Source organism: Acinetobacter kookii, from assembly GCF_900096895.1.
GTDB classification, from domain to species: Bacteria; Pseudomonadota; Gammaproteobacteria; order Pseudomonadales; family Moraxellaceae; genus Acinetobacter; species Acinetobacter kookii.
Genome location: NZ_FMYO01000001.1, coordinates 666,885 through 681,832, shown reverse-complemented (window position 1 = coordinate 681,832; position 14,948 = coordinate 666,885). Strand labels below are relative to the sequence as shown.

At 42.2% G+C, this 14,948-nt stretch carries 12 protein-coding genes; 5 read left to right on the top strand and 7 right to left on the bottom strand.

Translation table 11 applies throughout. The features are described 5' to 3' along the window. Window positions 1–61 precede the first annotated feature (61 nt). A complete protein-coding gene (locus BLP85_RS03270; protein WP_092818700.1) occupies window positions 62–793 on the bottom strand; it encodes a hypothetical protein in 732 nt (243 codons plus the stop codon). Window positions 794–1,135: 342 nt separating this feature from the next. Here BLP85_RS03270 and BLP85_RS03265 point away from each other — a divergent pair, with 342 nt between their 5' ends. After that, window positions 1,136–1,642: a hypothetical protein gene (locus BLP85_RS03265; protein ID WP_092818699.1), complete on the top strand. Its 507-nt coding sequence runs from the start codon at window positions 1,136–1,138 to the stop codon at window positions 1,640–1,642. 50 nt (window positions 1,643–1,692) lie between these two features. On the opposite strand, the gene BLP85_RS03260 is transcribed toward BLP85_RS03265, so the two are convergent. From BLP85_RS03260 to BLP85_RS03250, 3 genes are all read right to left on the bottom strand, one after another. Further along, complete coding sequence (locus tag BLP85_RS03260; RefSeq protein ID WP_092818698.1) at window positions 1,693–1,974, bottom strand: hypothetical protein; 282 nt, start codon at window positions 1,972–1,974, stop codon at window positions 1,693–1,695. A gap of 52 nt (window positions 1,975–2,026) precedes the next feature. Next, window positions 2,027–3,352: a polyamine export protein PaeA gene (locus BLP85_RS03255; RefSeq protein ID WP_092818697.1), complete on the bottom strand. Its 1,326-nt coding sequence runs from the start codon at window positions 3,350–3,352 to the stop codon at window positions 2,027–2,029. Between the two features lie 127 nt (window positions 3,353–3,479). After that, window positions 3,480–4,469 carry a LysR family transcriptional regulator gene (locus BLP85_RS03250; protein ID WP_086196263.1) on the bottom strand — a complete coding sequence of 330 codons (990 nt, stop codon included), beginning with the start codon at window positions 4,467–4,469 and terminating at the stop codon, window positions 3,480–3,482. Window positions 4,470–5,114: 645 nt separating this feature from the next. On the opposite strand from BLP85_RS03250, the gene BLP85_RS03245 reads away from it, so the two are divergent. Next, a complete protein-coding gene (locus BLP85_RS03245; protein WP_092818696.1) occupies window positions 5,115–6,719 on the top strand; it encodes an isocitrate lyase in 1,605 nt (534 codons plus the stop codon). Window positions 6,720–6,848: 129 nt separating this feature from the next. Here BLP85_RS03245 and BLP85_RS03240 read toward each other — a convergent pair whose 3' ends face one another. Continuing rightward, window positions 6,849–7,223 (bottom strand): diacylglycerol kinase, encoded by a 375-nt coding sequence (locus BLP85_RS03240; RefSeq protein WP_092818964.1) that lies wholly within the window; start codon window positions 7,221–7,223, stop codon window positions 6,849–6,851. Between the two features lie 317 nt (window positions 7,224–7,540). Here BLP85_RS03240 and BLP85_RS03235 point away from each other — a divergent pair, with 317 nt between their 5' ends. Together BLP85_RS03235 and BLP85_RS03230 are read left to right on the top strand one after the other, a co-directional pair. Continuing rightward, complete coding sequence (locus BLP85_RS03235; protein ID WP_092818695.1) at window positions 7,541–10,636, top strand: multidrug efflux RND transporter permease subunit; 3,096 nt, start codon at window positions 7,541–7,543, stop codon at window positions 10,634–10,636. Between the two features lie 238 nt (window positions 10,637–10,874). After that, window positions 10,875–11,456: a DUF4112 domain-containing protein gene (locus BLP85_RS03230; protein ID WP_092818694.1), complete on the top strand. Its 582-nt coding sequence runs from the start codon at window positions 10,875–10,877 to the stop codon at window positions 11,454–11,456. A 155-nt stretch (window positions 11,457–11,611) separates the two neighbouring features. On the opposite strand, the gene htpX is transcribed toward BLP85_RS03230, so the two are convergent. Continuing rightward, window positions 11,612–12,517 (bottom strand): protease HtpX, encoded by a 906-nt coding sequence (htpX, locus tag BLP85_RS03225; protein ID WP_092818693.1) that lies wholly within the window; start codon window positions 12,515–12,517, stop codon window positions 11,612–11,614. A 135-nt stretch (window positions 12,518–12,652) separates the two neighbouring features. Next, on the bottom strand, window positions 12,653–13,519 hold the full coding sequence (locus tag BLP85_RS03220) for a lytic transglycosylase domain-containing protein (RefSeq protein ID WP_092818692.1): 867 nt from the start codon (window positions 13,517–13,519) through the stop codon (window positions 12,653–12,655). Window positions 13,520–14,020: 501 nt separating this feature from the next. On the opposite strand from BLP85_RS03220, the gene ttcA reads away from it, so the two are divergent. Further along, window positions 14,021–14,941, top strand: a complete 921-nt coding sequence (gene ttcA, locus BLP85_RS03215) for a tRNA 2-thiocytidine(32) synthetase TtcA (RefSeq protein ID WP_092818691.1) — start codon at window positions 14,021–14,023, stop codon at window positions 14,939–14,941. The last annotated feature ends 7 nt before the right edge of the window (window positions 14,942–14,948 follow it).

Here is a 14,948-nt window from a genome sequence, read left to right as displayed (position 1 = left end):
ATGTGCTTATCACTATAAAACACGACTTTGAATGGGCTTTTGTCCTTAAAAGGTATGTCATTTACATCAAGCTATCCAGATAGGTTTCGACATCTATATGCTTGTGTGTTTTACACAGTTCATTTTCATAACGAATCAGCTGTATATGCAAATCGATAAACTGTTTTTCTTGTTGTTGTAGCGAGTGAAGGGCGGCTGAGTTTTTGTTCATGAATAGGCTTTTTAACTGAATTTTTAACACCTGCTTATAGGCCCAAAAACAAATGCGGCGGGTTTCTTGCAGATAAAAATATTGCTCGTTTTGTGTACTTTCACGGAACATATTTTCTTTATAAAAATGAACAAAACCAAAACTCAAGGCAAAGAAAAACAGAATAATCTGTAGAAATGTACTTTCAATATAAGCAATATTGATGGTTTGCAGCACAATCAGTACCGCCAGTTTTACCGGAGTATGGCGAAGTTGCTGATACAAAGACGTGGAGCTGTGTTTGATCTGTTTGATGACCACGGGCGTATAAAGCATAAACAATAACATAATGGCTAAAACAGCAATGCCTTGAGCACGAAAAGCATTAAATTGCGGAAATTGGCTAGCAATGAAATGACCCAGACTCATCGAAAGCGAAATAAAAATCATCGCAGCCAGAACCCAGGGAATCAGCTCTTTCAGTTCGTCTAAAATTCCCTTGGTTTTGATCATGCTGTAAAACAAATAATTTCTTTTAAAAGCTGCCGGGTACTGTTCCCGAAGTTGTTTTAAAAAAAGTGCAGTTTGCTTATTGCTGATCATAAGAATTAAAGAAACATAAAAAGTAGAGCCAATATAAAGGATTTAAGAGTATTTAATAGGGAAAAATCTGAAATTCATGAATTTCTTTATTTCAAAGCACATTTTTATTGGCTTATTGAGCATGAATTAAATTTTTAGCGCGTTTCGCAATATTGAATTTTGCCTCTGTTTATTTTTAGCGTATTTATAGCAGCTAAGATCTATTGCGTTTATCTGCTTGGTCTGAGGATCACATTTCAACCCGCTAAATGATGAATCGAATCGGGAGCTTAATTTTATTCCTGTATTCAGTGAGGAATTATGCGAAAATAGTTCTTTCTTATTTTTGTCCAAGGACAGTTCATGACTGATCAATCTCCTGAATCTTTAAGCGATATCGAAATTTTAGACATTTTACAGTCCATGAAAAACGATGTGCTGAATACTGAAGCGAAAGAGATGATCCGTAATGGTGGTAAAGCTGGTCGCCAAGAAGCACATAAAAATGCCTTGGTTGCGTTGAATGCCAGTTTTGAAAGCAAGTTTGTTGAAGCCGTGACTTTGGCACTTCATTTAAATGAAGCACAAAGCAAAAAAATTCGTTATAAAAAAGACCGTATCCGTATTTTAAAAGCCCATGGCATTGATTATTTGGCTATTGATGGTGCCGAAACAGCCCAGGTTTTATCGCAGATTGCCCAAGCCATTACCCGTGAAGATGCGACTGTGACTCACGACTTGCATAATATTTTCCCGTTCTGGAAAGAAGGCTGGCCAATGGTACAGTTCGACAATGCTTACAAGATTCTGGAAGATGACATTGCCATTCACTATCAAGCAGTTTTAGATGCTTTAATTGCGCAATATTAAAACTGGACATACAAAAGCACCGTGGGGTGCTTTTTTTATTGCTTGATTTTTTATGGATAGAACCATGCTAACAAGGCACGGATCGGCCAAATAAAAAGTCGCCACCAGGTGATCAAAGGATAACAAAGATATTCGCCTAAACGCATGGTCTGATCATAACTTTTACGTTGGCGTTCATAACCATAGGGTGTAATCCAGCAAGCAAAGATCAATAATACAATTGCAAGTATCAGGAGAAGCGGCTGTGGTTGCCTGGCGAAAAAATAATAAATTAGATAAAGGCCGGAATAGAAACTCAGACAGGCAAGCAGGGCACTCAGCGAAAAATTCATTATTTTTATTCCATGATTATTGTTATTTTCTAAAAAAGTGAGAAGAATCAGACTATTCTGATTCTTCATTATGATTATTTTCCATTTCCTTTAAAAGTCGTGTAACCAGAAGCTGGTCAATTTTAAAATGGTCTACATCGACCACTTCAAATTTATAGTTACCATAAATCACGGTATCGGCAGGACGCGGAATCTTGCGTAGACGGTACATCATGAAACCGGCAAGCGTTTCATAATTTTCTTCATCTGGCATTTCATCAATTTCAAGGGCATGTTTCAGGTCCTCAATTGGCGTGCTGCCATCAATCAGCCAGGAATTGTTGTCACGTTTAATAATCTGCTGTTCTGCTTCTATCGGAGTTACCCAGTCACCCATCACGGTAATCATAATGTCCGACAAGGTAATTACGCCAACCACCAAGGCATATTCGTTAATCACCACCGCGAACTTTTCTTTGGTGGAACGGAAACGGTCCAGTAGTTCAGATAAAGTCAAAGTATCCGGGATGGTCAATACATTACGGATGGTACTTTCATTGAGTTGCAGTAAGGACTGGTTGTTCAGAATGCGTACAAGAATATCCTTGGCATCGACGTAACCAATCACATCATCAATATTTTCACTACACACCAGAAACTTGGAGTAGGGATATTCAGCAAGTTTCTGCCGGATACTGGCTTCTGATTCTTTAAGGGTGAAGAACACCACATTTTCACGTGTGGTCATACTTGAAGGCACATTACGTTCTTCAAGCTCAAATACGTTTTCAATGAAATGATGTTCCTGTTTCTGCAATACGCCTGCCTGTGCACCGGCATCCATGACGGCAGAGATATCATCAAAAGTAATATTATCTTCACGGGTGGTATTGACCTTGAACAGGCGGAACAACAGATTGGCAATGGCATTGATCATCCACGCCAGTGGTTTACATACCCGAATAAAAATTTGAATCGGGTTGATTACAGACACGGCAATTTTTTCGGGAGCAATCATGGCCAGACGTTTTGGCATCAAGTCTGCAAACAGAATGAATAATGACGTGACCAAAGTAAAAGACAAGGCAAAACCGATCGTTTCGGCCCACGCACCCGTATAGAAACGTGAAACCAGTTCGAGGAAATAAGGACGGAAAGCTCCTTCACCTAAAATACCGCCAAGAATGGCAACAGCATTTAGACCGATTTGTGAAGCTGCAAAAAAGTCTGCCGAATTTTCCTGTAAATCCAAGACCTGCTGAGCACGCTCATCCCCAGATTCAGCCAGTATTTTCAGTTTAACTTTACGTGCACCCGCCAGGGCAATTTCGGTGAGTGATAAGAATCCCGCACCTGCAATGAGGATGATGATGATGACGATATTTTGAAAGAGGCTCACAAATCCACCTGTGGATCATCATTATTATGAATATTTTTAACATAAAAGCACGTCAGGTAGTAATGGAATGACTACCTGACTAAATACAGTATAAGCTTAAAAAAGAAGAATTTAAGAAAAATTGCGCTTAATAATGTGAAAATTGGGAATTATTCATTAAAAATTCACGATTTTCTTCTTCAATCATCTGACGGGCCACATACAGAATGAGCTGACGCAACCAGCGATGTGCCGGGTGATGATGCAATAACGGACACCACGCCATCTTCAATTCAAACTCGGGAATGTAGAAGGGCGGATCTTTCATCAATAAATTTTGATTCTTGGCTTGTAAACGCGCGATGCGTGTCGGCAAAGTCGCAACGAGGTCAACATTGGCAGCCAATAACCCCGGCATTTGATAGTGACGGGTAAAGACCGAAATTTTACGCTTTTGACCAATACGCTCTAAAGCCTGATCAATCCAGCCTAAACCGGCCTGTTTTTCCGGGTTCACACCAAAACCAACACCCATCCCTGTTTTAGAAACCCAGATATGTTGTGCATCTAAATAACTTTTAAGGTTTAGATTCCCCGCGGCAGGGTGTTTGCTATTGAGCAAACAGGAAAAACTGTCTCGCCAAACCAGCACCTGATGGAAACTTTGCGGAATTTCATTGAAACGGTTAATCGCCAGATCGACTTTGCCTTGTTCCATGTCACGATAAGACACGTCACTTGGGGTTAAAAAGTCCAGTACGACATTGGGTGCTTCGGAGCGTAATGCTTTGACCAAACGCGGGACTAAAGTCGCTTCCGCATAATCCGAGGTCATGATACGGAAAACACGGTTTGAAGTATAAGGACGGAATTCGGTACGCGGTTCTAAAATCATGGACAGGTCAGAAAGGGCATCGCGAATACGAGGTTGTAATTCCAGAGCACGTTCTGTAGGGGTCATTCCTTCCGAAGAACGAATTAACAGCGGATCATTAAATAAGTTACGTAAACGACGCAAAATGTTACTCATGGCAGGCTGGGTCACACCCAATTGTTCTGCAGCACGCGTTACATTTTTTTCACGAAGGAGTACATCAAGATATATTAATAGATTGAGATCGACCCGCTCCAGATTCATAAAAGAAATACCGAAAATAAACTCATGAAATTATTTCGATTATGCCATAAGCGACAAGGCTTGTGTAGGAATATTGATGAAAAAAGAAACGAGATAAATGAGAGATTTATACAGATCGAATATAGCCAGAATCCAGGAGAGGCGATGATGATTGCGTCAAGTTTTAAATAAGTCCCGGGAATTGAGCGGGGGGTTCAAAACGCTGTAAAGGTAAGGGGAATCCTTAATCTATAAAAGTCAAAATGAGCATAAATAAAATACAGCTGCATTTTGAAAATATAGGAAAAAAGTACGAAAATGAGAGAGAAAATGTCGGGTCAAGCTTTTTCAGTAGCAGTCAAGACTTAAGTCTAATGAAGAAAAATGCAGCATAATGAACAATTTGTAAGCAAGAAATGATTTTGCATATTATAAATAAATTAAATTAAAACAATGGTTTAAAATTTTGAAACATAAACATAATACGACTTTGATCTACATATTTTTTAAATAAATACTGAGAATTAATCGAGAATATTGGATTAATTTTTTAACTCAATCTAATCTGTGTTCATCTTAACGAAGCGCTCTAAATCTGAACAAATAATATGAGTGTGATTTTAGCCTTCGCTTGATGAAATCCTAATATTATTACAGGAAAATATCATGACTACATACCAAACAGCGATTGATGCAATCCGCGAATTAAAAGCAAAATTCGGCAACACTTGGGCAGACATCAGTCCTGAAGATGCTGCACGTATGCAAATGCAAAACCGTTTCAAAACTGGTTTAGACATTGCTAAATATACAGCTGCGATTATGCGTCGTGATATGGCTGAATACGATGCCGATTCTAGCAAATACACTCAATCTTTAGGTTGCTGGCACGGTTTTGTTGCGCAACAAAAAATGATTGCGAACAAAAAATACTTCGGTACTACAAGCAAGCGTTATATCTACCTTTCTGGTTGGATGGTTGCTGCACTTCGTTCAGAATTCGGTCCTCTTCCTGACCAATCTATGCACGAAAAAACTTCTGTTCCTGCATTGATCGAAGAAATCTACACTTTCTTACGTCAAGCTGACGCAAAAGAATTAAACGATTTGTTCCGTGCACTTAAAAAAGCACAAGACGCTGGTGACACTGCTAAAGCTGCTGAAATCACTGCGCAAATCGACAATTTTGAAACTCACGTTGTGCCAATCATTGCGGACATCGACGCTGGTTTCGGTAACGAAGAAGCGACTTACTTGCTTGCTAAGAAAATGATCGAAGCGGGTGCATGTGCACTACAAATCGAAAACCAGGTTTCTGATGCGAAACAATGTGGTCACCAAGCTGGTAAAGTAACTGTTCCACACGAAGACTTCATCGCTAAAATCCACGCTTTACGTTACGCGTTCCTGGAAATGGGTCTTGACGACGGTATCATCGTTGCACGTACTGACTCTGAAGGCGCTGACTTGACTCAAAAAATCCCAGTGGTTAAAGAGCCAGGCGACATCGCTTCTCAATACATCAGCTACTTAGACACTCAAGAAATTGACATCTCTGAAGCGAAAGAAGACGAAATCCTGATCAAGCGTGATGGTAAACTTCACCGTCCTAAACGTTTAGCTTCTGGTTTGTACCAGTTCCGTGAAGGCACTCAAATTGACCGCGTTGTACTTGACTGTGTAACCAGCCTTCAAAACGGTGCTGACCTGCTTTGGATCGAAACTGCGACTCCAAACGTAGAAGAAATTGCACACATGGTTAACCGTGTGAAAGAAGTTGTTCCAAATGCGAAACTTGTTTATAACAACTCTCCATCGTTCAACTGGACTTTAAACTTCCGTCAACAAGCTTACGACCGTTGGGTTGCTGAAGGTAAAGACGTTTCTGCATACGACCGCGCTAAATTAATGAGCGCTGAGTACGACAACACTGAATTGGCTGCAGACGCTGACGAAAAAGTACGTACATTCCAAGCAGATGCTTCTCGTGAAGCAGGTGTGTTCCACCACTTGATCACACTTCCGACTTACCACACAGCTGCTCTTTCTACTCACGAGCTTGCTCAAGGTTACTTCGGTTCTGAAGGTATGTTGGCTTATGTTGCTGGCGTACAGCGTAAAGAAATCCGTGGCGGTATCGCTTGTGTTAAACACCAAGCAATGGCGGGTTCTGACATCGGTGATGATCACAAAGAAATCTTCTCTGGTGACAACGCTCTTAAAGCGCACGATGATGCTAAAAACACAATGAACCAATTCGCTGCTCACTAAGCACTGAACTGATCCGAAAAACCCGGCGCAAGCCGGGTTTTTTTATGCTTCAAAGTCTAGAATGCGATATAAAAACATGCGATAAAAGCTGCTGCTTTAAAAGCTGCAAAAATGAAAGCAATAAAATGCTTATTTCATTAAAATAATCAGCCACACAAAAAAGATGATGCCAAGCGCGACAAACTGTGCGGCACTGCCCATGTCTTTGGCATTTTTTGAAAGAGGATGCTTTTCCAGGGAAATACGGTCGACCACCGCCTCAATTGCTGAATTCAATAATTCCACAATCAAAGCCAGTAAACAGACGGCAACCATCAGGGCCTGTTCAACCGCGGTCACATTTAGAAAAAAACTGCCTGGAATAAGGACTATATTGATCAGGACGATCTGGCGAAAAGCGGCTTCATGGCTAAAGGCAGACTTAAAACCGGCAAGAGAATACTGGGTTGCATTCAAGACACGCTTAACACCGGTCTTGCCTTTAAAGGGGGAATAAGAATTCATGGTGCTCAAACAGACAATAATTTGGGCAATCATATTCGGCATTGCTTAATTAAAAATTAATTCACTAAATTCAATTAAAATAATGAAATAAAAACAGTAAAAAATTTGGGGCAGGAGTAAAATTTACAAGAAATAAGCTTTTGATAAAAAAATTATCTCCATATTTTCTCCTTATTTAAGGCAAAGTCTGATTTTTTCTGTTAAATATGATTGGCTTGTATATTTCTGTTATTGATTATCAATATCAAATCCATCATTTTAAGGGTTCAATGATTGCGTTGAATTTTTATTCCTCACCATTTAAGTGACCAGGACATATGCTGTCTAGATTTTTCATTCATCGACCGATTTTTGCCGGTGTTTTAGCCATCATCTTGATGGCTTTTGGTGTGTTTGCAACGCTGAGTTTACCGGTCGAGCGTTTTCCGGATATCGCACCGCCACGTATTAGTGTCAGTGCCAGCTATAATGGTGCCTCAGCAGAAACGGTGGAAGAAAGTGTCACCCAGGTGCTGGAACAGCAAATTAAAGGTATTGATCATTTGCTGTATTTTAGTTCCAGCAGCGATTCATCTGGTCGTAGCCGCATTAACATCAGTTTTGAAAATGGGACCGATCCGGATACGGCGCAAGTCCAGGTACAAAATGCGATTAATGGTGTGCTGAACCGTTTACCGGATGAAGTGCAACGTCAGGGTGTCAATGTATTCAAGTCACTGGGTGACACGCACATGGTCATTGGCCTGTATGATGCCTCGGGTAAAAGTGACAGCATTGCCCTGTCGGACTATATGCAGACCCATCTGGAAGAAGAGCTGGCGCGTATAGACGGTATTGGCGAAGTGGATGTGTTCGGTTCGCAATATGCCATGCGCATCTGGTTAAACCCCTTAAAATTAAAACAATACAATTTAATGCCGAGTGATATCCGCGCAGCGGTTGAAGCACAAAATACCCAGGTGGCAGCAGGGGCGGTGGGGGATTTGCCGACTGTAGAAGACCAGTATTTAAATGCCAAAGTCACTTCTGGTTCACGTTTGAAAACGGTGCCTGAATTTGAAAATATCATTGTCAAATCTGCGCGTAATGGCAGTTTTATCTATTTAAAAGATGTCGCCCGGGTTGAACTGGGGGCAGAAAATTATCAATCTTTTAATACCATTAACGGTTTTCCTTCTGCCGGGATGGGCATTTCGCTGGCTTCCGGTGCCAATGCCGTGGCGACTTCAGCCCTGATTCAGGCTGAAGTGGATAAGATTTCGAAGCAGCTTCCTGAAGGCTATAAGCTGGTTTATCCGCGTGACAACACGCCATTTGTAAAAGAATCCATCAAGGAAGTGGTGAAAACCCTGGTTGAAGCCGTGTTGCTGGTGATTGTAGTGATGTTCCTGTTCCTGCAAAACTGGCGCGCGACCCTGATTCCTGCCATTACCGTACCGGTGGTTCTGCTGGGGACCATGGCAGTATTGTATGTCTTGGGCTTAAGTATCAATACGCTCACCCTGTTTGCCCTAGTTCTGGCGATCGGGCTGCTGGTGGATGATGCGATTGTGGTGGTGGAAAATATTGAGCGGCTGATGCATGAGAAAAACTTGACGGCTCAAGAAGCATCACTTGAATCCATGCAGGAAATTAGTGGGGCATTGGTCGGAATTACATTGGTACTCACAGCCGTGTTTATTCCCATGGCTTTTTTTGGCGGTTCTACGGGTGTGATTTATCGCCAGTTTTCCATTACCCTGGTTGCTGCCATGGCTTTATCGCTGGCTGTTGCCCTGATTTTAACTCCAGCTTTATGTGCCCTGATTTTAAAGCCGAATCCACAACCTGCCCGATGGGCGGTCTGGTTTAACCAAAAACTGGATGGCTTAAAACATGGTTATTTAAAATTATCCAATCTTAGTCTGCAACATAAGGCGATTTGCCTGGTCATTTTTGCGGTACTGATCAGTGTTTTTGAGCTGTTCTATCGAGCTTTACCGACCAGTTTTATTCCCAGTGAAGATCAGGGCATTTTAAACGTGCAGTTTAAGCTGGCAGATGGTGCACCGATGTCGAAAAGTTCCGAAATTGGAGAGCAAATCAGACAGTATTTCCTGAAAAATGAAAAAGATAATGTCAATCTGGTGATGGTTCGTTATGGCCGTAATATGGCCGGAACGGGACAAAACTTAGGTCAGGGTTTTATTGCCTTAAAGCCTTGGGATGAACGCTCCGGCAAAGAAAATTCGGCTCAAGCCATTCGTGAGCGCGCCTTAAAGCATTTTAAAAACAATCCGAATGCACAAATTAATGTGACGATGCCCGCTTCAGTCAGTGGTTTAGGCCAAACTGACGGGCTGGATTTCTGGATTCGTGACATCAATGGCCAAGGTCGTGCCTATCTGGATAGCCAGTTTAAGCAATTGCAGCAGCAGGCAAAACAATACAGCAGTTTTGAAAATCTGGACAAGCGTTCAAATCCAGATAAAGCAGGCTTAAAGGTGAATATTGACCAGAAACTGGCGATGGCCAATGGTCTGTCGCAAGCAGCCATTAACAGTACCCTGGCAAGCGCCTGGGGCGGCAGCTATATCAATGATTTTATTGATCGTGGCCGGATTAAACGGGTGATGATGCAGGGCGATGCGGAATTTCGTTCCAAACCTGAAGACCTGCAATACTGGTATGTGCGCAATGACTTGAACCAGATGGTGTCCTTTAGCAATTTTGCCACGGTCAGCTGGAGTGGCGGGCCGGATGTGGTCAATCGTTATATGGGTTATACCGCCTTGCAAATGGAAGCAGATACCGCCAAAGATGTCAGCTCGGGCGTGGCAATGGGTGATGTTGAACAGCTGGTGGCACAGCACCCGGGTATAGATGTGGCATGGAGCGGTTTGTCCTTTGAAGAAAAACGCTCGAGTAATCAGGCGCTATTGCTGTATGTGCTGTCAATCGGCTTTATTTTCCTGTGTCTGGCGGCACTCTATGAAAGCTGGTCTATTCCTACAGCAGTATTAACTGCCATTCCTTTGGGGATTGGCGGTAATATCCTGTTCAGTTATTTTGCCGGTTTTCCGAACGACATTTATTTCCAGATTGCCTTGCTCACCACCATTGGCCTGTCCTGTAAAAATGCCATTTTAATTGTTGAGTTTGCCTCCCTTGCAGAGCAGCAAGGCCGCAGTGTGATTGAGGCTGCACTGGAAGGGGCCAGCCTGCGTTTACGCCCGATTCTGATGACTTCCCTGGCTTTTGGTGCAGGGGTGATTCCACTGGTCTTTGCTTTTGGTGCGGGTGCTGCCAGCCGTCAGGAAATTGGCGTGAGCGTATTGGGTGGGGTGATTTTCGCGACCATCTTGGTGCTGATTTTTATTCCCTTTATGTATGTGCTGATTCGCACGCTGTTGAAAACCAAAACCCGGGTATAACCTGAATTCAATTCAACCATTCAATAGCCTTGCAGCAACAGGGGCTTATTGAATGGTTCTGAGAATGGAACAGGTTAATGAAGCAGTTGAGGCAAGATCAATCTCTTCATCAGTTCAGCATGGAATGGGATGGGCAGTGTGATTCACGTTCACTTGTTAATTATATACATACACTTCAAACCGCACAGATATGATGTAATCTCAAGCAGTTAGAGCGATCTTTTCTTTGGAACCAGCGATGTCTGAACAACAAAAACTCAGCCGGCAAGAAGTCATACGTTTGGAGCGCGATTTAGCCAAGTTTGCCAATATGATGGATTCGGTGGTGCGTATTCCCTTTACCAAACAAGGGGTGGGGGCGGATGCTGCCTTAAGTACCATTCCTGTAGCTGGAGATGTCGCGGGCTTTGTCTTGACCTGCTATGCCATCTATAAAGCCAAGCAAATTGGCGTACCGCAAAACAAGCTGACTCCGGTGATGAAATTGGCCATGATGGATGCCGTAGTCGGTTTTATTCCTGTTGCTGGAACGGTTTTTGACGTTTTTATTCGTCCAAGCCGCAAAGCTTTAGCGATTGTGCATGATCATATTCGTGAGGAGTATCAGATTCGCAGTGAGTCCCATGTCACCCATCCCTTTTTGCATGAACGTCTGGAACAGAAGCAGCAGTCTTCTGCATTTTGGCGTAACCCTGTGGTGGCCTGGATCTGGCTGCATCTTCCTGACCTGTTGGGCGTTATTTTTATCATTATATTGGCCCTTGCCATGTGGTGGGGATTAAGCTGGTTATGGCAATGGTGGCAAACACTAAATATTTAGCCCCTGCAAGATCAAACAATCGATGATTTTGCTGTCAATCATGCATATTGAGTGGCGTGTGTAATTGTCTTTCAATGACAGCCTGTTGTATTGAAGCTAGTCATAAAAAAGCCTCCATGCTGGAGGCTTTTTTTATTCTGTTTTATCTTAACAGATTATGGGCAATTTAACTGTTGTAATGCAGCTACACGTTGTTCAATGGTAGGATGGGTCTGGAACAAAGCAGCCAGGCTGAAACCTTGTTCTTTACCTTCTGCAATAGAGAATGCTTTCATTTCTTTTGGCATTTGATCTGGCAGTTCAGATTCTGCCTGTAAACGCAATAATGCAGAAATCATGGCCTGTTTACCGGCTAAACGTGCACCGGCTTCATCGGCACGGTATTCGCGATGACGCGAGAACCACATCACAATGGCAGAAGCCAGAATACCAAACACGATATCCAGTACGATGGTAATGGCAAAATAAGCCAGTCCCGGTGCTTCGCCATCTTCACGGCCAAAGACATTACGGTCAATAAAGTCACCGACCACACGGGCAAAGAACATGACAAAGGCGTTGACTACACCTTGAATCAAGGCAAGCGTAACCATGTCACCATTGGCGACGTGACCGATCTCATGCGCAAGCACCGCACGAAGTTCGTCTTTATTCATGCGTTCGAGCAAGCCGGTTGAAACGGCAACCAATGCATCGTTTTTATTCCAGCCTGTAGCGAAAGCATTCGACTGATAAGATGGGAAAATACCCACTTCTGGCATGTTAATGCCGGCACGTTGCGATAATTGCGCAATTTCTTGTAATAACCATGCTTCAGCCTGGTTACGAGGCGCATTCGGGTCAATTAACTCTGTCCCGGTAGACTTTTTTGCCATCCATTTCGACATAAACAACGAAATGAGAGAGCCAACCATACCAAAGACAAAACAGATCACTAGTAGGTTGCCTAGATTTAAGCCACCCGCGCCATGGTAACTACCGACACCGAAGAGTGACAAGATAATGCCAGCTACTACCAGTACCGCGAGGTTGGTTAGCAAGAACAAACCAATCCGCATCATTGAGAAAATCCTCTTATAATAAAAAAATAATCTGATTTATAAATCAAAAATCATCTCACTAAATATGAGGTGTAAGTCTTAAAAATTCAAGGAAAAATTAACAAAACTCTATAATGATGCAGTTTCTAAAACAATTTAATTGTCAGCAATTGAAATTTTTGCTGAAGCTGTCGCATGGGCTGTGGCATATGAGCCGGGAGCATCGGTGAAGCTGCCATCGGATGCCATAATGATTTGACGCTGTGAACTATAACGAGGGGGGGGATGTGCTGAAGCGGATTCATAATTGTCGGATTGAGCAACAATTTTGCCGGCATCAGAACTCGACTTTGCTGAACTTGAGCTATGACCCAAGCCATTGGAATATAAGTTGCTGAAGCGGCTGCTCACACGTCTGACATAGTCCTGGGTTTCTCTAAACGGGGGAATGCCGCCGTATTTGGCGACATTGCCTTCACCGGCATTATAACCGGCCAGAACCAGTGAGGTATTGCCATTAAAACGTTTCATTAGCCAGGATAAATATTTTGCCCCACCCATAATATTTTGATAGGGATCAAAAGCATTTGAAACATTAAAACGTTTTGCAGTTGCAGGCATGAGCTGCATCAGTCCCTGTGCGCCAACAGGGGAGCGGGCATTGACATTAAAGCCTGATTCAGTATGCATGACCGCTTTAATCAGGCCTTCCGATATGCCATGTTGGGAAGCGGCCTGTTTGATAATGGAATCAAAAGCATTTTTATTGCGGCTGTAACTCGGGAGTACCGAAGCTTCGGATGAACCCCAGTTACTATAGCTATGGATATTGCTGTCTGGATAGTAGGTCTTTTTCTCAACTTTGAGATGGTTGTAACGATTTTTCTTATTGGTGAGCAAGGTCGTACCATTCGAGTCTTTTAACTGATAGATGGTCTGTCCGGCATAACTGGTCGTTGCAACAGATTGAACTGCCACACACCCCAAAAAATAAAGTCCAATTTTTACAAAGTTATTTTTCATTTTTATAAATAGACAACATTTGTTCCAAACATAGTACAAGTGGAGTTTAACAAAAAAAAACAAGATGGAAAGTATTACTCTATTAATTTCACCAAAAGTTTGTAAAAAGCAAGAGCTGTTTGTTGAGATAGTAATCAAAAAAATTTTTAATTTTTTTTTAATCAGGATAACTTGACACGCTTAAGTTATTGATTTTAAACAATAATAAAATTGATCAAAAAATGATCAATTTAAATAGAAGCCTTAAATAATAGGTCTGACACCTTGTCAAGTGTTTTAAAATCCACAAAGTTATCCACAGGTTTTGTGGACAACTGTGGAAAAGTACAAATGGTAAGCATTGTGGCTAAAATTTGAACTCATAAGGTCAAAATAAACTTGGGAGTTTTAAATGAAAAGGGTAGTAATAAACAATTTGCAGAAATTACATTCTTTTGGTGCTTGTTCAGGCTGAATCGGATAAAATTGCGCGGTATTTTTATTTATGGGTAAATCTCGTCTATGTACTCGCCAGTTGAGTCCGAACAAGGATTTAATTTCAAACCAGAACTGCCAACTAGTTCGGCATATTACCGTTTATTGAAAAAGCTTCGCCGTCAAGTCGGTCATGCCATTCGTGATTTTAAAATGATCGAAGATGGCGATAAGGTAATGGTCTGTATTTCTGGGGGTAAAGACAGTTATACCTTGCTGGATATTTTGTTGCAGTTTAAACGGATTGCACCGATCAATTTTGATGTGGTGGCTGTGAACCTGGACCAAAAGCAGCCCGGTTTCCCGGAAGATGTCTTGCCCCATTATTTAGAGGAAAATAAAATTCCTTATTATATTCTGGAAAAAGACACGTACAGCATTACCAAAAAGCTGACGCCTGAAGGTAAAACCTACTGTGCAGTGTGTTCACGTTTACGTCGTGGTTCATTGTATGGCTTTGCGCAGGAAATTGGCGCGACCAAAGTCGCTTTAGGTCATCACCGTGATGACATTATGGCCACGTTCTTCCTGAACCTGTTTCATGGCGGTAGCCTGAAGGCCATGCCACCGAAACTGCTGTCATCCGACAAGAAAAATATCCTGATTCGTCCACTGGCTTATGTGGAAGAAAAAGACATCATCAAATATGCAGAAATGCGCCAGTTCCCGATTATTCCGTGTAACCTGTGCGGTTCACAGGAGAACCTACAACGCGCCATGATTAATGACATGCTGCGTGAATGGGATAAACAGTATCCAAAACGCTTACACAGTATTTTTGGTGCTATGCAGAATGTATCGCCTTCGCAATTGGCCGACCGTGAACTGTTTGACTTTGAAGCTTTAGACGCACAGCGTGAAATTGATTTCACTGCGAGCTGCTCAACGGAAGAAGAAGGGCAAAGCAAACGGATCAACATGGTCAACCTGGGTTTTGCAGCAGACTAAGATTAGT

Coding starts and splice junctions, on each gene's coding strand:
- BLP85_RS03270 (WP_092818700.1), bottom strand. CDS start 793: ATGATCAGCAATAAGCAAACTGCACTTTTTTTAAAACAACTTCGGGAA.
- BLP85_RS03265 (WP_092818699.1), top strand. CDS start 1,136: ATGACTGATCAATCTCCTGAATCTTTAAGCGATATCGAAATTTTAGAC.
- BLP85_RS03260 (WP_092818698.1), bottom strand. CDS start 1,974: ATGAATTTTTCGCTGAGTGCCCTGCTTGCCTGTCTGAGTTTCTATTCC.
- BLP85_RS03250 (WP_086196263.1), bottom strand. CDS start 4,469: ATGAATCTGGAGCGGGTCGATCTCAATCTATTAATATATCTTGATGTA.
- BLP85_RS03245 (WP_092818696.1), top strand. CDS start 5,115: ATGACTACATACCAAACAGCGATTGATGCAATCCGCGAATTAAAAGCA.
- BLP85_RS03240 (WP_092818964.1), bottom strand. CDS start 7,223: ATGAATTCTTATTCCCCCTTTAAAGGCAAGACCGGTGTTAAGCGTGTC.
- BLP85_RS03235 (WP_092818695.1), top strand. CDS start 7,541: ATGCTGTCTAGATTTTTCATTCATCGACCGATTTTTGCCGGTGTTTTA.
- BLP85_RS03230 (WP_092818694.1), top strand. CDS start 10,875: ATGTCTGAACAACAAAAACTCAGCCGGCAAGAAGTCATACGTTTGGAG.
- htpX (WP_092818693.1), bottom strand. CDS start 12,517: ATGATGCGGATTGGTTTGTTCTTGCTAACCAACCTCGCGGTACTGGTA.
- BLP85_RS03220 (WP_092818692.1), bottom strand. CDS start 13,519: ATGAAAAATAACTTTGTAAAAATTGGACTTTATTTTTTGGGGTGTGTG.
- ttcA (WP_092818691.1), top strand. CDS start 14,021: ATGTACTCGCCAGTTGAGTCCGAACAAGGATTTAATTTCAAACCAGAA.